The sequence below is a fragment of the Sphingobium sp. TKS genome, assembly GCF_001563265.1.
Taxonomy (GTDB): Bacteria; Pseudomonadota; Alphaproteobacteria; order Sphingomonadales; family Sphingomonadaceae; genus Sphingobium.
In genome coordinates, this window is the sequence record NZ_CP005083.1 from 274425 (window position 1) to 296354 (window position 21930).

22 protein-coding genes and 4 pseudogenes are annotated in these 21930 nt (G+C 62.3%); 21 read left to right on the forward strand and 5 right to left on the reverse strand.

Annotation, left to right across the window (positions count from 1 at the left end; all coding sequences use genetic code 11):
- Nucleotides 1-147: 147 nt before the first annotated feature.
- Complete coding sequence (locus K426_RS01305; RefSeq protein ID WP_066553259.1) at nucleotides 148-1014, forward strand: ArdC family protein; 867 nt, start codon at nucleotides 148-150, stop codon at nucleotides 1012-1014.
- A gap of 84 nt (nucleotides 1015-1098) precedes the next feature.
- On the opposite strand, the gene K426_RS32815 is transcribed toward K426_RS01305, so the two are convergent.
- Complete coding sequence (locus tag K426_RS32815) at nucleotides 1099-1230, reverse strand: hypothetical protein (RefSeq protein ID WP_257721804.1); 132 nt, start codon at nucleotides 1228-1230, stop codon at nucleotides 1099-1101.
- A gap of 111 nt (nucleotides 1231-1341) precedes the next feature.
- Between K426_RS32815 and K426_RS32985 the strand changes: the two genes are divergently transcribed.
- The gene (locus tag K426_RS32985) at nucleotides 1342-1746 is read left to right on the forward strand and encodes a zincin-like metallopeptidase domain-containing protein (RefSeq protein ID WP_443018203.1); all 405 of its coding nucleotides are present in this window, start codon (nucleotides 1342-1344) and stop codon (nucleotides 1744-1746) included.
- Here the strand turns inward: K426_RS32985 and K426_RS01315 are convergent.
- Nucleotides 1635-2561 (reverse strand): PLP-dependent cysteine synthase family protein, encoded by a 927-nt coding sequence (locus tag K426_RS01315; protein ID WP_020819407.1) that lies wholly within the window; start codon nucleotides 2559-2561, stop codon nucleotides 1635-1637. The genes K426_RS32985 and K426_RS01315 overlap by 112 nt on opposite strands.
- 164 nt (nucleotides 2562-2725) lie before the next feature.
- Here K426_RS01315 and K426_RS01320 point away from each other — a divergent pair.
- The 8 genes and pseudogenes from K426_RS01320 to K426_RS01350 all read left to right on the forward strand — a co-directional run.
- Nucleotides 2726-2995, forward strand: a pseudogene (locus tag K426_RS01320) (DUF6927 domain-containing protein); the annotation flags it as partial.
- A gap of 612 nt (nucleotides 2996-3607) precedes the next feature.
- Nucleotides 3608-5530, forward strand: coding sequence for a reverse transcriptase domain-containing protein (locus K426_RS01325; protein ID WP_020819409.1), 1923 nt, complete (start codon nucleotides 3608-3610; stop codon nucleotides 5528-5530).
- Nucleotides 5531-5550: 20 nt separating this feature from the next.
- A pseudogene (locus K426_RS01330) lies at nucleotides 5551-5892 on the forward strand (DUF6927 domain-containing protein); the annotation flags it as partial.
- Between the two features lie 32 nt (nucleotides 5893-5924).
- Nucleotides 5925-6098 carry a hypothetical protein gene (locus tag K426_RS32050; protein ID WP_197672743.1) on the forward strand — a complete coding sequence of 58 codons (174 nt, stop codon included), beginning with the start codon at nucleotides 5925-5927 and terminating at the stop codon, nucleotides 6096-6098.
- A 72-nt stretch (nucleotides 6099-6170) separates the two neighbouring features.
- Entirely contained in the window at nucleotides 6171-7685 is a 1515-nt protein-coding gene (gene istA, locus K426_RS01335; protein ID WP_061939592.1) for an IS21 family transposase, read from the forward strand.
- On the forward strand, nucleotides 7672-8400 hold the full coding sequence (gene istB / locus K426_RS01340) for an IS21-like element helper ATPase IstB (RefSeq protein WP_061939590.1): 729 nt from the start codon (nucleotides 7672-7674) through the stop codon (nucleotides 8398-8400). The genes istA and istB overlap by 14 nt, the downstream gene beginning before the upstream one ends.
- A gap of 366 nt (nucleotides 8401-8766) precedes the next feature.
- On the forward strand, nucleotides 8767-9246 hold the full coding sequence (locus K426_RS01345; protein ID WP_020819412.1) for a hypothetical protein: 480 nt from the start codon (nucleotides 8767-8769) through the stop codon (nucleotides 9244-9246).
- A 53-nt stretch (nucleotides 9247-9299) separates the two neighbouring features.
- Entirely contained in the window at nucleotides 9300-9806 is a 507-nt protein-coding gene (locus K426_RS01350; RefSeq protein ID WP_020819413.1) for a thermonuclease family protein, read from the forward strand.
- 35 nt (nucleotides 9807-9841) lie between these two features.
- Here K426_RS01350 and K426_RS01355 read toward each other — a convergent pair whose 3' ends face one another.
- The gene (locus K426_RS01355) at nucleotides 9842-10336 is read right to left on the reverse strand and encodes a hypothetical protein (protein ID WP_020819414.1); all 495 of its coding nucleotides are present in this window, start codon (nucleotides 10334-10336) and stop codon (nucleotides 9842-9844) included.
- A 28-nt stretch (nucleotides 10337-10364) separates the two neighbouring features.
- On the opposite strand from K426_RS01355, the gene K426_RS01360 reads away from it, so the two are divergent.
- From K426_RS01360 to K426_RS01370, 3 genes are all read left to right on the forward strand, one after another.
- Nucleotides 10365-11399, forward strand: a complete 1035-nt coding sequence (locus K426_RS01360; RefSeq protein ID WP_020819415.1) for a deazapurine DNA modification protein DpdA family protein — start codon at nucleotides 10365-10367, stop codon at nucleotides 11397-11399.
- 61 nt (nucleotides 11400-11460) lie between these two features.
- The gene (locus tag K426_RS01365; protein ID WP_020819416.1) at nucleotides 11461-12105 is read left to right on the forward strand and encodes a hypothetical protein; all 645 of its coding nucleotides are present in this window, start codon (nucleotides 11461-11463) and stop codon (nucleotides 12103-12105) included.
- Between the two features lie 262 nt (nucleotides 12106-12367).
- Nucleotides 12368-13711: a hypothetical protein gene (locus tag K426_RS01370; protein WP_335339766.1), complete on the forward strand. Its 1344-nt coding sequence runs from the start codon at nucleotides 12368-12370 to the stop codon at nucleotides 13709-13711.
- A 233-nt stretch (nucleotides 13712-13944) separates the two neighbouring features.
- On the opposite strand, the pseudogene K426_RS01375 reads toward K426_RS01370, so the two are convergent.
- Nucleotides 13945-14706, reverse strand: a pseudogene (locus K426_RS01375) (IS110 family transposase); the annotation flags it as partial.
- Nucleotides 14707-14845: 139 nt separating this feature from the next.
- Here K426_RS01375 and K426_RS01380 point away from each other — a divergent pair.
- The 3 genes from K426_RS01380 to K426_RS01390 are packed head-to-tail and all read left to right on the forward strand — an operon-like array spanning nucleotide 14846 to nucleotide 18443.
- Nucleotides 14846-16078 (forward strand): site-specific integrase, encoded by a 1233-nt coding sequence (locus K426_RS01380; RefSeq protein ID WP_048574961.1) that lies wholly within the window; start codon nucleotides 14846-14848, stop codon nucleotides 16076-16078.
- The gene (locus K426_RS01385) at nucleotides 16075-17442 is read left to right on the forward strand and encodes a tyrosine-type recombinase/integrase (protein WP_053085586.1); all 1368 of its coding nucleotides are present in this window, start codon (nucleotides 16075-16077) and stop codon (nucleotides 17440-17442) included. Before K426_RS01380 ends, K426_RS01385 begins: the two co-directional genes overlap by 4 nt.
- A complete protein-coding gene (locus tag K426_RS01390; protein ID WP_048574814.1) occupies nucleotides 17439-18443 on the forward strand; it encodes a site-specific integrase in 1005 nt (334 codons plus the stop codon). The genes K426_RS01385 and K426_RS01390 overlap by 4 nt, the downstream gene beginning before the upstream one ends.
- Nucleotides 18444-18554: 111 nt before the next feature.
- On the opposite strand, the pseudogene K426_RS01395 reads toward K426_RS01390, so the two are convergent.
- Nucleotides 18555-18797, reverse strand: a pseudogene (locus K426_RS01395) (IS110 family transposase); the annotation flags it as partial.
- 322 nt (nucleotides 18798-19119) lie between these two features.
- On the opposite strand from K426_RS01395, the gene K426_RS31100 reads away from it, so the two are divergent.
- The 5 genes from K426_RS31100 to K426_RS01420 all read left to right on the forward strand — a co-directional run bounded on the left by K426_RS31100 (nucleotide 19120) and on the right by K426_RS01420 (nucleotide 21927).
- On the forward strand, nucleotides 19120-19377 hold the full coding sequence (locus K426_RS31100) for a hypothetical protein (protein WP_145907140.1): 258 nt from the start codon (nucleotides 19120-19122) through the stop codon (nucleotides 19375-19377).
- 4 nt (nucleotides 19378-19381) lie between these two features.
- Nucleotides 19382-19552, forward strand: a complete 171-nt coding sequence (locus K426_RS31760) for a hypothetical protein (RefSeq protein WP_020819421.1) — start codon at nucleotides 19382-19384, stop codon at nucleotides 19550-19552.
- A gap of 98 nt (nucleotides 19553-19650) precedes the next feature.
- Nucleotides 19651-19917: a hypothetical protein gene (locus tag K426_RS01410; protein WP_025160949.1), complete on the forward strand. Its 267-nt coding sequence runs from the start codon at nucleotides 19651-19653 to the stop codon at nucleotides 19915-19917.
- 192 nt (nucleotides 19918-20109) lie between these two features.
- A complete protein-coding gene (locus tag K426_RS01415) occupies nucleotides 20110-21450 on the forward strand; it encodes a ferredoxin reductase family protein (RefSeq protein WP_020819423.1) in 1341 nt (446 codons plus the stop codon).
- A gap of 81 nt (nucleotides 21451-21531) precedes the next feature.
- Nucleotides 21532-21927, forward strand: a complete 396-nt coding sequence (locus tag K426_RS01420; protein ID WP_020819424.1) for a hypothetical protein — start codon at nucleotides 21532-21534, stop codon at nucleotides 21925-21927.
- The last annotated feature ends 3 nt before the right edge of the window (nucleotides 21928-21930 follow it).

Below are 21930 nucleotides of genomic sequence, written 5' to 3' on the forward strand. Positions count from 1 at the left end.
TCCTGCGCCGGTCGGCGCGCCCGCGCAACGGCTTCGCCGTCCTTCGCTTCGCTGCGGCCCTGACGGGTGCGCGAGCCCCCCTGTGCCCGGCGCGAACGGGCCTCCGCCGCCGGGGATGGTCCCCGGCGCGAGAACGGAGAACAGATCATGTCAGCCTCACCACGCTCAGACGTCTACGCTCGCGTCACGCAAGCGATCGTCGACGCCATCGAAGCCGGCACCGGCACCTGGCGCATGCCGTGGCATCATTCCGGCGCCGACGTCACCCGCCCGACCAACGTCGCCAGCGGCAAGCCGTATCGCGGCATAAATACGGTCTCGCTCTGGGCGGCCGCCTATGGCAGCGGCTATGCGAGCGGGGTCTGGGGCACCTATCGCCAGTGGCAGGCGCTCGGCGCGCAGGTCCGCAAGGGCGAGCACGCCAGCCTCGGCGTCCTCTGGAAGGAGTTTCGCGCGAAGGGTGACGAAGCCAGCGACGATGATGGCGACCACCGACGGCTTTTCGCCAAGGCGTTCAGCCTGTTCAACGCCGATCAGATCGATGGCTATGCGCCCGAACCGGGGCCGGTCCTGCCCGAGAGCGAACGCCTCGCCGCCGCCGAAGCCTTCATCGCCGCGCTCGGCATCGATACCGTCTACGGCTCGGCCAGCGCCTATTATCACATCGCCGAAGACCGCATCCACATGCCGGATTTCAGCGCCTTCCACGACGCCCACGGCTTCTACGCCACCCATATTCACGAGGCAGCTCATGCCAGTGGCGCAGCCCATCGGCTCGACCGGGATTTCAGCACCAAGTGGACCAAGCACGCGCTCGCCATGGAGGAAGCGACCGCCGAGCTGACCGCATCGTTCCTGCTCGCCGATCTCGGGATCGCGCACGAACCGCGACCCGATCACGCGGCCTACATCGCCTCCTGGCTGCAACTGCTCAAGGACGAGCCCCGGGCGATCTTCACCGCGGCGAGCAAGGCGCAGGCGGCGGCCGACTGGATGCACACCCGGCAGCCATGATCCAGCAGCAACCAACGCTGAGCGGCCGATCCCTCGCGGGCTCGGCCGCTTCGTCGCGCATGGCGATGCGCGGGCTTCGCCCGCTCACCAGCGGACGCCGCTGGCGCGGCGGCGCTGATTTTTCGGGCCTCCCTCGATGCGGGTCTGGTCGGCGCTCCCTGCTAGGCCCGCCACGGCGCGCCGCAAGCCCGGCTTCGCCGAGCTGCTCCATTTCATTTCGCCCCTCCGGGTGCGGCCCGCCGCTTGCGCGGGCCTCTCCGGTCGTTCTCGCCGCCCACCCCCGCCTCGGGGGAGCCATGGGGTTTTTGGGCAGTGCTGGAGGCACCGATGGTTTTCACCTTCCAACCGCCATTTTTCGCTGGACTGTCAGGATATGTCGCCGAGATCGGGGCGGGGCTCTGCTGTGCTGACCTTGGTCTGCCCAACGTCCTCCATGACAGTCATGCGAGCTATGTGGCGCATTGGCTCGGTATCCTCCGCGGCGACAAGACCGCGATCATCCACGCTGCCGCCAAGGCTGAACAGGCTTTCGCGTATCTCAAAAGCTTCGGCGCGGCGAGCAAGGCGCAGCCGGCAGCCGACCGGATGCACGTCCATCGGGGCCACCCCCACGCCGAGGTTCAGTATTTCAGGCCGGTATCACAAAGCACCGTTGCCACGACGGCATCAGCCGTCAACCGCCCCGATGCCAGCAGCTTTGCCGCGGCGCAGACGTTCGCAGCGGCAGAATAGCCGACGTACAGGCCCTCGCGATGGGCCAGAGTACGCCGCCACTCTTCAGCTTCATCATCGCTGATGCCGACACTCATATCCATCAGCGACGGATCCCAGTGCGGCGGAACCGTGCCATAACCGATGCCCTGGAGTTTATGCCGGGCGTCGAGCACCGGTTCTCCGGCCAGCGGCCGCGCGTTCAGCGGTTCGACAGCGGCGCAGACCGTACCGGGATTGGCGCGCTTCAACGCCTTTGCAACGCCCACGAAGGTGCAGCCCGTGCCGACCGCTGCAACCCATCCGTCGACCGGGCCACCGAACTGCGCCAGGATCTCCGGGCCTGTCGTGGTCTCGTGCGCTGCGATCCCCTCTGCAGCGTTGAACTGATCGACGTAGAAACCGTCACGCGCCCGGGCGATCGCGCAAGCCGCCTGTGCGGCAGCATTGACATCGGAACCCGTCACCTGGCCCGGGCTTCCATCCACCTGGGCGATGAGCACCACTTCGGCGCCGAGTCCTTCGAGCATCTTCGCTCGCGCCGGACTGTTGCCTGCCGACATCGTGACGACGAGGGGATGGCCGAGCGCGGCGCATGCCACCGCCAGTCCGGCGCCCATGTTTCCGCTCGTCATTTCCACGACCGGCATTCCCGGCTTCAGCCGGCCATCCTCTCTTGCGGCAAGCAGGATCGCCTTGGCGGCACGGTCCTTCACACTTCCCCCGGGCAGCAGGAACTCGGCCTTGGCGATGATGCGACCAGGACCCGTGTAGATGCGATCCAGTGCGATCAAAGGCGTGCCGCCGATTATCTCAATGGCCGACGCGGCGAGCATGACTTCTCCGACAATGACGGGTGCGGAAGGTCACATCCGCACGACATGAAAATACTGCGACTTTGATACGCGGGCGTTCGCCTGCTGACCAGCGCTCGCGGCCCGACGATCCTCAAACCGGAAACGGCCAGCGGCCGGTTTCCTTCCTCAAGAAAGGACTCATCATGGGATGGCTCTTCATGCCCTTTACGTCGATGGGCGGCCACAAGACCGCCAAATCCTATCTCGACGCGCAGCTTACCTACGAAAACACGCTCGAGGACGGCACGAAACGCGGCCTCAGGGTGCTCGCGTCCTCCTGTCCGGGAAATCGGACCTATTACGCCGCAGCCCAGGAAATCGTGGACGGCATTGCCGGCAACGTTTTCGCGGTAGTGTGCCTGGTGCGCTGGAATCCACGCTCGCGCGATGGCCACCAGTTCGGGTACAAGGATAGTGCGCCGTTGCGGCGCTGAAATGGAGTATCAGTGATGATGAGGTAAGTTGAGAATGCCTCTGCTCGCCGGACTAACCTCGGGCCTCACAAGGTCTGAAATCCCGAAAGGGACGGGGAACAATAGCATGTTCGGAAAAGGCCAGATGCGTCTTAGTCGCAAATGGAGGCGATGACGGTCAGGGCAAGGTGCGTATGGTGAAGGCTACACTGCTTAAATCCCAGTCTGCAGCAATCTATATAGCGATACTGGCGAAAGCGACTGTCACGCCAGGTCCGGATGATGACAGCGGTCTCATGTCTTGGCCGCCTGTTTCTCAGCCCATCCGGTGCGCCTCTCGTCGAGGGGTTTAGTGGACGAACGGGACACCTAACCGCGCCGCATCTCCATTCAGCGTAACTACGGGATGCCCTAAACAGGCGGCTTCTGCCGGCCTGCATGGGTACGGAGCCGCCATATTACTCAAATGCCCGGGGTAATGCCCGGGACATCGACCTCTTCGGAGGCGGCGGTGCAACTGTATAAGGTCTCGAGCGATCGGGCCGAAAGCGGGGAAGACCGGGGGAAGGGCGGCAGCTGTGATTCTTCAACCACCGATCATGGGGTGTGCTGATGCTGCCAGAAACTGTGAAAGGCCGGTTGGAGGCCATTCCGGCGCTCGTTGCGTCGGGCAAAAGGGTGAATGGACTCTATCGTCTGATGGGGTCTCGCCTCCTTTGGGAGGAGGGGCTCCAGAAGATCGGATCCAACAAGGGTGCGATGACGCCGGGTATTGACGGCGAGACCTTCGCGGACTTCGGACCGGAAGACCTCGACCCGATTATCGCCAGCGTGACGGCAGGGACCTATGATCCCAAACCAGTGCGTCGGGTGTTTATCCCGAAAGGCAAGGGCAAACGGCGTCCGCTGGGCATTCCCACGCGCGACGACCGCCTCGTTCAGGAAGTGGCGCGGCAACTGCTCGAACGGATCTATGAACCGGTGTTCTCGAACGCCTCCCATGGATTCCGGCCGGGCCGGTCGTGTCATACGGCGCTTGAACACGTCAAAGCCGTATGGACGGGGGTGAAATGGCTCGTAGATGTGGATGTCGCGGGGTTCTTCGAGAACATCGACCACGACATCCTCCTGCGGCTGTTGCGGAAAAGGATCGATGACGAGAAATTCATCGGCTTGATCGGCAGCATGCTTAAGGCGGGTGTTATGGAAGACCGGGTTCACACCCGGACCTACAGCGGCACTCCGCAGGGCGGTATCGTCTCTCCAATCTTGGCCAACATCTACCTCCATGAACTCGATATGTTCATGGCGGAACGGATCGCGGCTTTCGAGAGGGGGAAGGTCCGTGCCACGAACCCGGAATATGGGCGACTGGCTGGGCGCATCCAGAAACAACGGAAGCGCGTCACCATGCTGCGGGCCAAAGACAATGTCGACGAGGTGAAGGTTGCGGCCTCCTTGGCCAAAATCCAAACCTTACTGCCGCAAAAGCGGTCCATCCCGTCGAGAGACGCGATGGACCCCGGTTATCGCCGACTTCGTTACTGTCGCTACGCGGACGACTTCATGATTGGGGTTATCGGTAGCAAGGAGGATGCACGAAGCGTGTTCGCCGAAGTCAGGGCATTCCTGACCGAGGCGCTGGCGCTCACGGTGTCCGAGGAGAAAAGCGGTATCCGCAAGGCGAGCGATGGAGCCGCCTTCCTTGGATATGAGGTCCGCACATATACGACACGCCAACGGGTTGTCCGGAGCCGACAAGGTTCCGTCAGCTTCCTTCGTAGGCCGCCGTCGGAAGTGATGCAGCTGCATGTCCCTTGGGAGAAGGTCCACGCGTTCGCTTCTGCAAAAGGTTATGGTGATCTGTCGGTGTTGAAGCCGCGTCATCGTAGCCTGCTGCTCAGCTGCAGCGACGTTGAGATCGTCCTAGCTTACAACGCCGAATTGCGGGGTTTTGCGAACTACTATGCTCTCGCCAAGGATGTGAGCTTCAAGCTGAACAGGCTTGAGTTTCTCCAGCGGTGGAGCTTGTTCAAGACCTTGGCCAGCAAGCACAAAACCAATGTGCGAGCGGTCTTGGCCCGCATGAGGACGGGGCAGGAATTCACCATCGGCTACGACGTCGATGGCCAGCCCCGATCGGTCAAAGTCTGGAAACTGGCTCATCTGAAACGTGATCCGGCCACCTCGTCCAGGATTGATATCCAGCCTTGGACGCAGGTGTTCACCCACTCACGTACGGACTGGGTTGATCGTCAGAATGCCAAGCAATGCGAGGCTTGCGGTCGATCCGATGTTCCGTGTCAGGTGCACCATATCCGGGGGATGGCCGATGTTTCGCACCGCGGTTTTGTCGTGAGAATGAAGGTGGCACGCGCCCGCAGGACGGTGGTCCTGTGCGAGCAATGCCACTGGGATACTCACAGAGGCCGCCTGCCCGATCTACGGCAAAGTGATGGTTCGTCACAGTGGAGAGCCGCATGCGGTGAAAGCTGCACGTGCGGTTCGGCGGGGGGATCAGGGCTGACTCCATGAGCAGCACCAATCCTACCCGACTGACCGAAAATATGGGGCCATGCGAGGCCGACTGCCCCGCGGCGATCCTCGATCTGCTGAGCCCGACCGAGCATGAATATGCGCTCGATTGGCGCGCACGTTGCCGGGCGAACCTTGCGCACCGCGCGCGCAAACTCGCGGACGGGGATCGCATCCGGCTTCCCGAGCCGGTGACCTTCACCGACGGTAATGTCGCGCAGGAGTTCGTCGTCTGCAAGCGCGGCCGGAGGCTCGTGCTTCGCGATCCGCAGAATGGCTGCTTCTACCGGATCAGTCGCCTCATGACGCGCGCCTGGGTGGTCGTACCGGTCACCAAGATCCACAAGACGCTGTTTGCATGAGCGTCAATCCTCGAGGAGAAAGGGATCAGGTCATGACGACGGCCATCGACAGGCGTTGTCTGTCTCCCAAACGCCAGTTGCTCTGCAGCCGCGAGAATGCCCTGCGCGTCGCCAGCCGGATTTTCGATCATTCGCAGGGTAAGGTAAGCATCCTGCGCACTACCGATGTGGACCGGCGTGCAAAAGGGACCCCGTTAGCGGGGTGATCGGCGTCTAAATGGGACCCCTCATTCTGGTGGTGTAGTTGACTGCCTGGTTTTCCAGGTGGTGAGATCGGGATGTTGGTGGTGGAGACGGTTGTTCGGATTCGGCGGGAGCACGCGAGCGGGAAGGCGATCAAGGCGATTGCGCGGGATCTGCGGCTGTCTCGCAAGGTAGTGCGCAAGGCGATCCGGGCGCCGGAAGGCGCGTTCGATTATCGCCGCACGGTTCAGCCGCTGCCCCGGCTTGGTCCGTTCCAGGAGCGGCTTGATACGCTGCTGGCGGAGAACGAGGTCCGGCACCGGCGTGATCGGCTGCGCATGACCCGGATCCATGATCTGCTGTGCCGTGAGGGGTTCGAGGGATCCTACGACGCGGTCCGGCGCTACGCCCGGCGCTGGACGGAAGCGAGGCGCAAGGATGCGGGTGATGGGGCGCCCGCGTTCATCCCGCTCATGTTCAAGCCCGGCGAGGCCTACCAGTTCGACTGGAGCCACGAGGATGTGGAGATCGCGGGCAAGCCGATGCGAGTGAAGGTGGCGCAGATGCGGCTGTGTGCGTCGCGGGCTGTCTACGTCCGGGCCTATCCGCGCGAGACGCAGGAGATGGTGTTCGACGCCCATGCCCGGGGCTTTGCCTTTTTTGGCGGCGTTCCCCTGCGCGGCATCTACGATAACATGAAGACCGCGGTCACCACCGTGTTCGTCGGCAAGGAGCGCGTGTTCAACCGCCGCTTTCTGGTCATGGCCGATCATTACATGGTCGAGCCGACCGCTTGCTCGCCGGCGGCGGGATGGGAGAAGGGTCAGGTCGAACACCAAGTCCAGACGATCCGGGGCCGGTTCTTCCAGCCTCGCCTGCGCTTTGCCAGCATCGAGGAGCTCAACGGGTGGCTGGAGGCCGAGTGCCTGCGCTGGGCCGCAACGCACGCGCATCCCGAGCAGAAGGAGCTGACCGTTGCCGAGGCGCTGGCTCTCGAACGGCCAGCCCTGCAGCCGATGCTGGCGCCCTTCGACGGCTTCCACGAGACCGCCCATGCCGTGACCGGCACGTGCCTGATCAGCTTCGACCGCAACCGCTACTCGGTCATGGCCAAGGCTGCGCGGCGGGCCGTCCAGGTCCGCGCCTATGCCGACCGCATTGTCGTGCGCCTCGGCGACGAGGTCATCGCCGAACATGCCCGGCACTTCGGCCGTGACCGGACGATCTATGATCCCTGGCATTACCTGCCCGTTCTGGCGAACAAGCCCGGCGCTTTGCGGAACGGCGCGCCCTTCCAGGGGTGGGACCTGCCACCGGCACTAACGCGGTTGCGGCGCAAGCTGGGCGGCGGTGATGAAGCCGACCGCCGCTTTGTGCGCGTGCTGGCAGCCGTAATGACCGATGGTCTGGAAGCGGTCGAGGCCGCGATCCGGGAGGCGCTCGATAACGGGGCCGTCAGCGACGAGGTGATCCTCAACATCCTGGCCCGATACCGGGACCCGCCATCCGAGCGCCCTTTGGACGTGGTCGTTGATCTCAAGCTCAGCCACCCGCCGGTTGCGGACTGTGCGCGCTATGACACAGTGCGAGGCCTCCATGCAACGGCATGAGATGATCGAGGCGATGCGAGCGCTCGGGCTCAAGGGCATGGCAGGGGCCTTCGACGAGGCGGTCACCACCGGGTTGCAGCGCAAGCGCACGACCAACGAGATCCTGACCGACCTGCTGCGGGCAGAAGCGGCGCATCGTCATGCCGCCTCGATCCGCTATCGCATGACCGCGGCCAAGCTGCCTGTAATCAAGGACCTCGATGCCTTCGTGTTCGAGGGCACCCCTATCAACGAAGGGCTGGTGCGTTCCCTGCACGCAGGTTCGTTCCTGCCCGGTCGCCGCAACATCGTGCTCATCGGCGGCACAGGGACGGGCAAGACCCATCTGGCCACCGCAGTCACCGCCAGCGTCGTGCGTGCCGGTGCCCGTGGGCGCTACTTCAACACGGTCGATCTCGTCACCCGGCTCGAGGAAGAGGCGCGCATCGGCAAAGCCGGATCCATCGCCGCCCAGCTCAGCCGGCTTGATCTCGTGGTGCTCGATGAACTGGGTTATCTGCCGTTCGCCCGATCCGGCGGGCAGCTCTTGTTCCACCTGATCAGCAAGCTCTACGAGCAGACCTCGGTCATCATCACCACCAACCTCGCCTTCGGCGAGTGGCCCACCGTGTTCGGCGACCCGAAGATGACCACCGCGCTGCTCGACCGCATCACCCACCATTGCGACATCGTCGAGACCGGCAACGACAGCTGGCGCTTCAAAAACCGCAGCTGACCCAATCAGAAAAACGCCTTCGCGCTGCTGACGCCTCCGGTCGGGCTACGCCCTCCCTACGCCGCCAGCAGCGCGAAACCCGCGCCCAACATCGATCGATCTATGCAACGCTAACGGGGTCCCTTTTGCGCGCCGATAGGGGGGCCCGATTGAACGCCGATTGACACACTACCGATCCGCTGCAGCCTTTCCGCATCTCTACCGACCCTGCGTCGTCGGGCCTGATCGTCCTCGAGATGGTCGCCTGAAGCCCTCTCCATTCATGTCTTCCGGAGCAAAGCCCATCCGCATGCTGACCGCCGCTGCAACGCAGCCAGGCCCATGATCCCGCCGCTCGCGACCCATGGCAAGAGGGAAGGGGGATGAATGACGGTGTTCTCCAAGCTGGAAGGATCCGCCATGGACACTAACTTTTACATTACCGCGCGGTCTTCGAAATTCCCCCTCGACTACGCACACAGCAGGGAGGACGCAGCCGCGCTGCTCGCGCGTCACCGCGATCGCCATCCCGACGCTGTTGTCGAGTCCACCAACGCCTATTTCGAACGCACGCGCGCCGAAACATTGGCGTCATTTCCTCTCAGCCGGATCACGCAGCGTTTCTACGACGCTATGCTGGGCGTTCTCCCGCCACAATATATCAAGGGCGTTGCGGGCTTCTTTCTCTCCGAAGCGGCGACCCAGAACATCCACGCCCAGTTCATCGTGCATGGCGGCTGCACCTACGGTGGTTACGCGGACCTGGCGCGCGAATCCCGCAAGATCTGGACCATTGCCGACGTCCTTGAACTCGAAAGCCGGGCCGGCGCGCGCACCTTGACGTTCGACTGGTTTCCTGGGGACTGAACTTCGTGTTCGACGCAATGGAAAAGATCAGCGCCCTTTGTCATAGACATCGAATGTATCGTTTTCTGTGTTTCCTATTCCTTGTCTCCGCATGCGACGTCCGGGGTGCTCCCGTCAATGAGCCGGGGTTTACCGCATCCGCTCGCGCGCTCGATGGCGACACGATTGCAGCCGATTTCCGTCTCCTTGGTGTCGATGCGTTCGAGCGCCGTCAGCTCTGTGAACGGGCGCGGTCGTGCTGGGAATGTGGCAAGGCGGCTCAGGATCATGCCGCGCGGATTCTGGGCGAAGCCGACGCCCAAATCCGGCTCACCAACCGCTCGAGCTATGGTCGGCCGGTGGCGACTGTGACCGTGAAAGGCCGCGATCTCGGAGAGACGCTGATCCGCGCGGGTCTCGCCATTCCCCAACCCCAATTCCTGAAAACCGATCCGGCGCGTGCGAAGCAATATACCGAAGCCTTTGCCGCCGCGCAGCGAAACAAGGCTGGCGCGTTCGCTGGCCAGTGGATCGAGCCGGCTCGGTGGCGGCGCGGCGACCGCCTCGCTTGTGAGCGGTGATCTCCAAGGCTGGAGCGGCGTACCGCGCGGTCCCGTCAGGCAGTGAGGCCGGGATCGGCCCACCAGGAACGGCCTTGCCTGAAGTTCTCGGTTGAGGCGACGACAGGGCCATCCGGTTCGTCAGCTACATAAGGCGAGACCAGCGGACGTGCCCTGATTTTCCGGCGGTGGATGCTGCCCGCGACGCGGCCGCGCGCTTCGAGCAGCTCTTCGAGCCACATCAGATCGTCGAGCATCTCGACGATGCCGCGGCCAGCGAGGCAGAAATAGATGCAGCGCTGGAAATCGTCGCCTGCCGGATTGCTCAGGATGGACGCGAGCTTGCGCTTGCCGCCCGTCTCACCCTCATGGACCCAGGACATCGCCTCGCGCAGTTCGCGCACCGAATAATAGGCATCCTCGACATGCATACCGATCGCCGCATTGGCCAGCATGCGGCGGGTGGGGCGGTTTTGATCGTCAAGCGCGGCATCGCGCAGCGTCACATCGAGATCGAACGGTTCAAAATAGCGGGCGGCCTGCTCGGTCATTAAAAATCTCCCTTGAATGGAACATAACATGAACAATTATCCGGTCAAGTCACGCTCGATCGCTGTCATGGTGGGACTGCCGCACCTTGCTGATGGGGTGCTCCTGCGGCGCGCCCGACAGCTTCAGCAGCCCGTCCTGATTTCCGCCAATGCCCTGTCGCGCTGGTCGACGAAGCGAGGTTGGCGCGAATGGGCCGGCTGGACGACGCGGCCACTCATGAATGCGCATGGTCTTCGCAGCCTCAGCCTCGACAGCGCGGGGTTCAGCGCAATGGTCACCTATGGGCGCTATCCCTGGACGGTCGATGATTATGTCGGCCTGGCCGCAGCCTATCCATTCCGCTGGTGGGCAAGCCTCGACTATTGCGTCGAGCAGGAAGTGGCCAGCGATCGCAACGAGGTGCTCGACCGCATGTCCCGTACCATCCGGGCCAACATCGAATGCCGGCTGCGCGCTGAAAATGCCGGGATCGATGCGACCTTCATGCCGGTCATTCAGGGACGTCATCCCGGTGATTATGAACGCTGTGCAGTGGCGCTCGCGCATATGATCGAGCGCGCCGGGCTTGTCGGTGTCGGCAGCATGTGCCGGCGCCCTGTCCATGGCGCGGATGGACTGATCGCCGTCGTTGATCGTCTCGACCAGGTGCTGCCAAGGCAGACCCGTCTGCATCTCTTCGGCGTCAAGGGCGCCGCCATCCCCTATCTCACCGCCTTCGCCCATCGTATCGCCTCGATCGACAGCCAGGCCTATGGGGTCAGCGCGCGCATCGCCGCGCGACGTTGTGGTCAAGCCAAGACCGACCGCTTGGTGGCGGACCATATGACGCAGTGGTTGCTCAGACAGCATGCTCGCCTTGATCGGCCTTCGCGACAGTTGCCGGTGCAACCTGAGGTGCCGCCACCTCCCGAACCGGCAGACCCCTGGGAGCGGGTGATCGCACAGGCGCGCCGCGAGATACGCGATCTCATCGAAACCGGCGATCTCGACCATGACGAGATGACGGCCCTGTGGACCGAGCAATGGGCAGCGGACATCTACGGCGCAGCATCAGCGGACTGAAGGTGAGGAGAGGGGGAACGGAGGTGTGAGCGGCCGAACCGCTCGAGACCCGGAGACTCTCATGAATTATGATCTCGCCTTCCGCTACAGTCAGGCTCTCGATCCCAGCGCGCTGATCACGATCGGCACGGCGCTGCATGCGATCCACGCCGCCATCACCGATTGCCGCAACGCCGGCATCGATCTCGAACGTGATCCGGCGGTTATTCTGCTTGCGCGCCATCTGGGGACGGTGTGCGAAACGCGTGCACCGGACGCGGATCTGCGGCGCGACTGCATCGCGCGGATCGCCGAGCTGCGGAACCGGCCGGTTCTGAAGACGCTCGCCTATCGCGGCGTTGCCCATGACGAGCCCGCCAAGCGCCTGTTTCATTCGGAGGGGCGCGCCGCCATGCGCCGCCTGGCCGACGCCCTCGCGCTCGACGAGGGCAGTTTCGATATCCGGTCCAACAAGGGTGGTCCCGCCGTGTCAGGCGAAGTGACGCTGCACGGCGAGGATGTCTGGGTGCAACTCTCGCTCGGCCTCTCCGGTCCCGATCGGGAAGTGTGCTTTCGCAAGGTGCAGGGCCGCGACGATCATCTTGGAGACCGTAATTGTTGGGCGTCAATCCGCGAACTTGTCGACCCGGGCCGCTTCGCCGCACGAATCCGGCGGGAGCTTCGCTTGTCCACATCGCAGCCCGTTGTTCCCCGTCTCGTCGCCTGAACGAAGGCGATCATGCGCATTCTTTTCGTCCGCGTCAGGATCGGCGTCCAGGAGTCGGGCTATTCCTATCGCCTCTATATACCTTTCACGGAAAGTTCGTTCGAACGGCAAGCGTTGATCTCGGTGCATTCCGATTTCGGGCGCGGGCTTGCGCGCGCGTATGCCAGTTGTGGGTGTGATCGAGAAACTGTCGGAGCGGTACGCTGTCCCCTCCGACCATCGCCGCCACGTCTCCTGGGATTCGCATCGAAGGAGACCGATGATGTCAGAGCCGTTTGACCCCGCTGACACCGACGCATGGATTGCCCATGGTCGAAGCCCGGTACAAGCAGCGGCGCTCGCTGATGCCTGGCGCCGCTTCCCGGACCTTGCGAACGATTCCCCACTCGATCAGCGCATGGCACGTATGCGCGAGCGTGTCACGGCACTGCGGCCGGTGATGGAAGCGATGGCGCACATGGTCGAGGCGGAACGACAGGCCCGCAATTTCGCCTTCACCGCAAGACGAGTCGCCGAGGGACGGGGGGATGATCGCGATCGTGCCATTCTGCGCGCGCGCGATCTCCATGGCCATGACTGGGATCGATCGGTCCGCTATGCCGATGGCTGGTATGCCGCGCATGCGGGCTGGGATCCCGAATGCCGCAAGCCTGGCCCACTCGATGCGGGCGCCGAAGCCTATGATCACGGCTTTTGCGATGGTGGCGGCAACCGCGATGACCTCTTCGACACCGCGCGCCGCGCCTTGATGGTGGATCGCACACCAACGTCTTCGGCCATTTTGCCCGCGCGGCCTCGTCCCAGCGAATGGCTCAAGCCGACTGACGTGCCGCGGCCGGCACGCTGGCATCGTCGCCTCCTCCTGATCGGTGCGCCCGAAGCCGGACTGGTCGCCGCGCCGGCAAAAACGGCCCTGCTTCGTCCGGCTCTCGATTCCTGCTCGGGCTGCGGGGAGGCGACCATCGTCGTCATTTCCGGAGCCGGTTTTCACCCTCTCGATAGAGCCGATACGGCGCTGCCCCTCGGTGGTCCCGAAGCACTGGAGGTACTCGCGTCCGATCGCGCACTCCAGGCCTGCTTGCGGGCGCTGCTCGGTGATCGCGACTTTGATGACATCCTTGTCGCTGCCCAAGGGTATTATCTGGCTTTGCTCGATGCACATGCTGCAGCGCTTCCGCTTTGCCGGACAATGGAACGAACGCGGAACACCGCGCTCCAGCAACGGACGCACTTTCGTATCTGGCTCGACCGTGGGTTTCTCGCGGGCCAGACGGTCGGGGCAGGCCACATTCGTTGGGGCAAGGCCGTCAATGGCCTGACGGGCCGGCTCGGAGAATTTACGGCCCGTTATGCCGGCAAGCTTCCCCCGCGCGGCCACCGCATCGTCATCGAAACCGCCGACGGTAAGCCTGCCGCGGGCTTCGTCACGGCGCGAGGCGAGCCATTGGCATGGGAAACCGTCATCGCAAATCGCGCCCGTCTGCGCAGCACGATGGCAGCGCGCCTGCGGGCATTCGGCGGTGCAACGCGGCTGGCATGGCCAAGGCCAGCAAACACGTCAATCCAGGGAAGGAACGATTCTATGGACGCCTCCCGCGCAAGGTAGTTTCTCGATGTTGCTCCGGCATTGGATGCGTGAATCTATCCGGCCTGTTGATTGAGGTGTTTTCGCCCCTGGCCATGATGGGAATCCGCGCGGTTCAGTGCCTTTTAAGATGAGCGGCCTCGAGGGCCATCGTTCCTTACAGGCTGTGAAGCGGCGGTCCGTGCCGTTACACCATCAAGTCTTCACCTCGCATTTGTAACCTCTGATCAGATTGCGGCCCGCTGCCCGAACGGTCACGCCATTTTGTAACTTTCGCCGCTTCGCAACATCGCCCAGGCCATGCGAGCAGTCTTGTTTGCCATGGCGACGAGTGTCTTGTTGTGGCCTGCCCTTGATTGCAGTTCCTGCGCCCATTTTGAACGCCGGTCGTCATGCTTGGCGATCCGCAGCAACGCAGACCGTGCACCATGTATCAGCTGGCGCCTCAGGTAATGATTGGCTCTGTTCCCGATACCACCGAGCCTTGGCTTTCCGCCGGTCGTGTATTGTCGCGGAACCAGTCCAATCCAGGCAGAAAGGGCTCGGCCGGATGCGAAGTGTCGGCCATCGTCAATTGCGGCGATGAGGGAGGTTGCGACAATCGGTCCTACCCCCGGCAGCGTAGTCAGACGTTTGCAACGATCGTCTCTCCGGCAGATATCAACCAGCATGTCATCCAGAGTGGATACTCTGGCATCCAAGTCGCGATACTCCTCGACGAGCTTCAGGAACAGGTCCTTCGCCAAGTGCGATAGTTCGGCAATTTCGATCATCTTGTCGACCTGCAGCCGGAACCGGGACGCACCTGCCGGCATGACGACGCCATACTCGGCCAAAAGACCACGAGTGTGATTGATCAACGCGGTGCGCTGCACGATCAGTCTGTCACGCGTTCGGTGCAGAGCTTGCAGATCCTGCTGTTCGACGCTCTTCAGCGGCACGAACCGCATGGTTGGCCTGTTGGCAGCTTCGAAAATGGCTTCGGCATCAACCGCATCATTCTTCGATCCCTTCACTAATCATCAGGTTCTCAAAATGCGAAGGAATGCGGGCTCGGTGTAGGAAATCCGCGCATTTCTGGCTTGGATCGGCAATTTGCTCCGCATTATTTTGCTGCGAACCTCTGCGGTCGTTTGACCAGCAGAGGAGGAATTGATGTTGCAATCCGAGCATGAGCTGCTCACCGAGCTCAGAGCCATACTGACAAACCAGCGTTACAATCCGACGGTAATCCGAAATCACTGTACCTATGCGCAGGAGTTTCTCGACTATCTCCAGCATCGAGGAATCTGTGTCACGGACGTGACTGAGGCGCAAGTTGAGCGATATCTGGATTATGCGATCGCGTTATTCCGGAAACGTCGTGGCAGGCATCCCAGCGAGCGCTGGCACGCAGTTCCGCGATCTGCAATTCACGCGTTGCTACGGCTTGGGCAGGGTCAGTGGCCACCCTCTGAAAAAGTAACATGCGACGCCGATGCGCTGCGGATTACGATCTGCAATGAATATGAAACCTGGCTTCGTGAGGAGCGTGGCCTTGCCCAGGCCAGCATCGACGCGTTCCTGTGGGAAGCGCGCTACTTCCTTGCCTGGCAACTCAACCGGTGCGGGGCCGATGGCCTCGAGGCAGTGACCGTGGGTGAAATTGACAGCTACATGGACTTGCGCGGTTCGAAACTGACGCGCAGTTCTCTGAAATCCACAGCCGAGCGGCTGCGCTCGTTGCTGCGTTACCTGCATTGGACGGCCCGCGTTGCGGAAGACCTGACACCGCATATCATCGCGCCGCGGCTCTACGCTTACGAAGGGGTGCCGTCGATTTTGGAGCGCGACCAGATCGCCGCGGTTCTGGCAAGTGTGAGCAAGGACAAGACGGCTGCCGGTTTGCGTGACCACGCGATATTACAGGTCCTCGCCACCTATGGCCTTCGCGCAAGCGAAGTCCGCAACATGCGGATCGAAGACATAGACTGGCGGGCCGAAGTCATCCGCGTCCGCCACAATAAAACGCAAGCCTACACGTTCCTGCCATTGATGGGACCGGTTGGCGAAGCGATCCTCGCCTATCTGCGGTCTGGTCGGCCCGCCACTGATGCCAGGGAACTCTTCATCCGAACGCGCGCGCCCTATTGCAAGCTTGAGAAGATATACAGCCTGATTCGGCAGCGGCTCCGGGATGCCGGCGTCAAACCCTCAGGCAGGAGCGGGCCTCACATCTTCCGTCACGCTCGTGCGACCGAGTTGCTGCGCGCCGCAGTGTCGAAAAAGGTAATCGGTGATCTGTTGGGACATCGCTCCGTTGGATCGACGGCGCCCTATCTCAAGCTCGCCACGGAGGATCTGAGAGCCATCGCTCTGGATGTGCCGGGACCGGAGGTGCTGGCATGACCTCCCGTTGGCCCGATTCCGATCGCGCGTGCATTGGCCGCTTTGTCTCAAGCCTTGATCTGCGCAATCCCAAAAGCCGCGTCTGCTATCAACAGGTCCTGCATAGCTTCCAGGATATTGTCGAACGGCATGGAGCGCTCGATCAGCAAGCCCTGCAGGCCTGGTTGCGCGAATTAGCCACTCGCTGGGCGACATCTACCCTTCTGCATCGCACCCGAATCATCGACCGGTTCCTCGATCATCTGCTCGCAACCGGGGGGATCGATCACCACCCGGTCAAAGCTCTACGCGAGGCATGTCATATCAAGCAGTGCATGCCGATCTGGCGCGCGCTGATATCGCGTGATCCAGAACAGGCTCTTGCCAGACTGCGCAAGCCCAAACCGTTCGGCAGCGTGCTGGGCGAGGCCATGGCCGAACATGTCGCGATGATGCGGCGCAGGGGGTACAAATATACTTCGCAACCCGAGCGGTTCTTGCAGTTCGACCGGTTCCTACAGTTGAATCCGCAACTGGAAACCGAGCCGCTGAGCGTTATGATCGATCAATGGGCGGCCACAAAGGGCACCCGCAACCATGCATATGAACGCGAAAACCTCGAACGTATCTTCGCAAAAATCCTACGGCGCCGCGACCCGTCAGTTCCTCGGCGTCGGCCGGATCCGCGACCCCGGAAAGAGGTGCGCAAGCAGTGGCGCCAGCCCCATATTTACTCTCCTGGTGACGTTCGGCGAATGCTCGACATTGCCCGTTCGTATCCCTCGCCACGCGCAACCCTTCGACCATTGTGCATCTACACCATGCTGTTGCTGGCCTACTGTGCGGGTCTGCGACGCGGAGAACTGGCCCGGCTGGATCTTGGTGACGTTAATCCCCGAGACGGCACCATCACGGTTCGGCAGACCAAGTTCTTCAAGACCCGAATCCTGCCGCTCCCCGACAGTGTGATGAACGAGTTGCGGACCTACATCGCAGCCCGACGTCGGGCTGGTGCATCGCAGGATCCGCACTCCGCCCTGTTCTGGCACGTCCAGGGTAGGTCCCGCTACACGCCCGAAATGATAACCTGGGTGCTTACAGACGTCATACGTCGCGCCGGGTTGAAGCCATTGCAGGGGCACGACGGACCTCGCGTTCATGATCTTCGGCACTCGATGGTCGTGAACCGCATCCTTGAATGGTACCGTCTGGGGATCAACCCGCAGGATCGGCTGCCGTTCCTCGCGACCTACCTCGGACATCGAGATATCAACTCCACGCTGGTCTACATCACCGTTACGCAGGATCTGCTGCATCTCGCGAACGAACGCTTCAGGGCCCTGGGCGCGCCATGCCTCAATCCTGAACGGGAGGTGCGGCCATGAGCAGGACCAATCCATTCCCGGAACTGATGCGCGCATTCTTCTACGAATGGCTCGTTGAGCAGCGCAATGCGTCGGTCAACACGGTCCGTTCCTACCGCGACACTTGGCGGCTCTTCCTCCGGTTCGTCGCTGATCGCGCGGAAAAGAAGGTTGCGATGATCTCGCTGGCCGATCTGACTGCCGCGCAGGTCACGGCGTTCCTGAGGCACGCCGAGCACGAGCGCGGTGGTACGATCGGTACCCGCAACTGCCGGCTTGCTGCAATCCGCAGCTTCTTCAACTTCGTGGCTACCAGGGATCCCGCATCGATCGCGCAATGCGTCGAAATCCTCAACATCCCGATCAAGCGGGCGCCGGTATCGGAACCCTGCTATCTGGATCCGCCGGAAGTGGCGGCGATCCTTGCCCAGCCAGACCAATCGACCCTAAAAGGCATGCGCGACCATGCGTTGCTCTCGTTCCTCTACAACAGCGGCGCGCGAATACAGGAAGCGCTCGATGTGTGCCCCGAAGCGATCCGGTTCGATAGTCCCAGTTGCGTCCGACTTATGGGCAAGGGCCGAAAAGAGCGCATCTGCCCGCTTTGGCCGGAAACCGTACTGTTGCTGGAAAGGCTGCTTGACCGGCAGCCGCGAGCACCAGACCAGCGGCTGTTCGTTAACCGCTACGGCGAGCCGCTCAGCGCTTCGGGCGTCCGGTTCAAGCTTGCCGCCTATGTGAAGGCGGCGGCTGAAACCATGCCGTCGCTTCAAACAAAGCACGTAACGCCTCACAGCTTCCGCCACGCGACCGCCGTCCACCTTGTATCGGCGGGCGTGGACATCACGGTCATCCGCAGTTGGCTTGGACATGTGAGTCTCGACACCACCAATCACTATGCCAAGGCCAATCTGGAAACGAAGCGGAAGGCGCTGGAGCAGGTCGCCGTGCCGTCGGCGACGGGGCGTTCACCATCCTGGAAACGCGATACGAGCCTGCTCGCCTGGCTTGATACGCTGTAAAATAATGCGAAGGAGTGTTGGGCAGAAACGCCGATAATCGGCCGATCTGTCCACGTTCCTTCGCATTTTGAGAACCTGATGATTAGTGAAGTAATGCTCACCTATCCATTACTTGACGAATGGCTTGACGAAACGCGGATGGATCAGGCGAACGGCATAACTCAGCGCCTCGAAGACGCGGCCCCAGTGGTGTGAACTGGCGCAGGCTTCCATCGCGACCGACTGCGGTTGCAATCTGGTCACCGCATCGACCAGCTTTGCCCTGCTAACCTTCCGCGAGATTACCTCACCTTCGCAAGTGATCCCGTAGATGTGAAAAGACTGCTTGCCCAAATCGATCGCTAGCATTTGCATGTGATGAACTCCTCTTCCCGGTCGCTGTGGCAACATGCTCGGCCCGCTTGCGGGAGGCGTCCATCCCATAAGATGAAAATCCGAAAGGTGACTATTGGCGTCACGCTGTTGATGCATGACAGCGATGAGGATCGCCTCTCGACCATGAGCCTCGCCCGTATCGGCGAGGAAATGGACTTCGGTGACATGGTTGGCGCCTTCGCCATCACATCCGCCGACGATGTCCCACCCCATGCCCTGCAGGCTGAACTCACCGCGCTCGGCAACGACGGCACCTTCTTTGACGACAGGATGGAGCACGCAGATGACTGACGGATCGTCCATGACGAAAGCATGCACAGTCGCCGCAGTGCTGTGCGAGTTGCTCGAGACCCACATGCAGGCATGCGACGTGGGAGGGCGGCCGTCAGGGGATCACCACCATCATATCGTCTCGGCTGTGCATGGAACCCGTGCTGACGTGGAAATCCTCTCCAGCTGTGAAAATGAAGACGGTGTCGAGATCGGGTTGACGCTCAATGATGGCGCCACCTTCCGGATACAGGTTGAGAGCCTGTCCGCATCTCCTGGTCAGGAATAGCCCCATGACCGAGGACGAATTCGATCAACTCGTTGATGATGCGACGCATGCAGTCAACAATCTAATCCCGGATCTCTATCTCGACGGCATGGGCGACACTGCCCATAGCGGTGTGCTTTACGCGATCAATGATGCCCTCAGCACTATATTGCGGGACGTCATCGAACCCCGCTGATGACTTCGGCCTCGATCGGGGCTGACGATGTCGGCCGTGCGCCAAGGCATCTGGGCCTGTCACCCGCGATCATTCCAATGCCTCAAAGGGAGATCAGCATGTCTGCGCCAACCCATTTCGTTCACGTCTATGCCACCGTGCGCGTCAAACTGGGCGTGACCGCACATGACCAGTTTGCAGCAATGAAGGAGGCAGATCGCCTTCTCTTTGCCAACGGTTTCGGTGTTCGTCTGATTCCGAGTGCTACAGGAGTGCTTGAAGCGGACTACGCCGAAGAAGTGTCCGGCTATCTTGTCGACGAAGCGGGCGACCACGAATACGACCGGAGCCGGACCTATGCTGCCGATGGTGCACCCATTTCGTGAAATATGTCACGCTGCGAGGCCTGACACTATCGAATTTGGGTAATGCTCGTCAGGCTTTCGTCAGACTTGTCGGCGATGTTCGCATGCGCCGAGCAAGGGGTTCTGCCTTCTTGTCCGAAATCAATCCCACAGCTGGGCCGATCGCTACAGGGCGAAGGGAACAATTGACGCAAGGGCCGGACAAGGATCGAAATGCGCAACCTGCGACTGACATTCTGGGGCCTGGCCGCCTTGGTCACCATGTTGTGGCTTCTTGCGGACCTGTCCATATTCCGGTCGTCCGGCTTTTTCGCGATCCGCAGCGCGGCGGTGCAGTATAGCGGCGCGCTGGCGATCGCCTGCATGAGCGTCGCGATGATGCTCGCCATCCGCCCCCGCTGGCCCGAACATGGGCTGGGCGGACTGGACAAGATGTATCGTCTCCACAAATGGCTCGGCATCGCGGCACTGGTCACGGCCATCGCGCACTGGCTGTGGGCGAAGGGTCCGAAATGGGCCGTGGGGTGGGGCTGGCTCGAACGACCGTCGCGTGGCCCGCAACCGCCCGCAAGCAATCCTGTCGAGGCCCTGTTCGCCAGTCTCCGCCACACGGCGGAGGGTCTGGGCGAGTGGGCCTTTTATGCCGTGGTTGCGCTGATCGCCGTCGCGCTCATCCAGCGCATTCCCTACCGCTTCTTCTATCGAACGCATCGGCTTCTGGCGCTGGCCTATCTCGTGCTGGTCTTTCATGCCGTGATCCTGACGACGTTCAGCTACTGGCTGTCTCCGTACGGCCTCACGCTGGCGGCGCTGCTTGCTTGCGGCACCGGGGCGGCGATCCTCATTCTGTCGCGCCGCGCAGGCCGGGACCGGCAGGTGCCGGGCAGGATTGCCGCCATCCACCATTATCCGGGCGTGCGGGCGCTCGAGACCATCGTCGACATGGGGGAGGGGTGGCCCGGCCACCGACCCGGCCAGTTCGCCTTTGCCGTGTCGGACCCGGCCGAAGGGCCGCATCCCTATACCATCGCGTCCGCCTGGCGCGAGGATGAGCGGCGGATCACCTTCATCACCAAGGGACTGGGGGATCATACGCGGCGCCTGCCCGAAAAACTCCATGTCGGCCAGGAGATCAGGATCGAGGGGCCTTATGGATGCTTCACATTCGACGATGATAGCGCCCGTCAGATCTGGATCGGTGGCGGGATCGGTATCACGCCGTTCATCGCCCGCATGAAGTATCTGGCCCAGAGTCCCGAAGGCGCGCGCGCGGAGATTGATCTCTTCCACTGCACGGCCGAAGTCGACGAGGAGGCTCTGGGCAAGCTGCAAGCGGATGCGGCGGCTGCCCATATTCGCCTGCATGTTCTGGTCGATGCACGCGATGGCCGCCTCGATGGCGAGCGAATACGCGCCGCCGTGCCGGAATGGCGGGAGGCGAGCCTCTGGTTTTGCGGCCCCCTTGGATTTGGTGAAACGCTGCGCCGGGACTTTGCCGCGCTGGGCTTTCCGGTAGCGAAACGTTTCCATCAGGAGCTGTTCGCGATGCGCTAAGTCAAGGCGATGTATGCGAAAAAATCCGACTTGTCACCTCGACATCAGCAGGACCGATTTCTAAAGACCGCTCCCGTGACCATGATCCGCTCCTTCCTTGCCCGGCATCGCTGGCTGGCCATCTGGCTGGCCGGGGCCGCGCTCATGCTGAAGGTGCTGGTGCCGGCCGGGTTCATGCCGACCGTCTCTTCGGGTACGATATTGGTCCAGCTCTGCTCGGGCCAGGGTCCGCAAACGGTCATGATGGAGCTTCCGGGCAGGTCCGGCGATCATGATCCCGCGGATCACAAGCAGGCCGACATGCCTTGCGCTTTCTCGGGTCTGTCGTCGCCGGCGCTCGCCGCCGCCGACCCGATCCTGCTGGCGCTCGCCATTGCCTTCATCCTGGCGATGGGCTTTCTTGGCCTATCTTTCGCCCTGCCCGGTGCCTCGCCATTTCTGCGGCCTCCGCCAATAGGACCGCCAACAGCCGCCTGATCC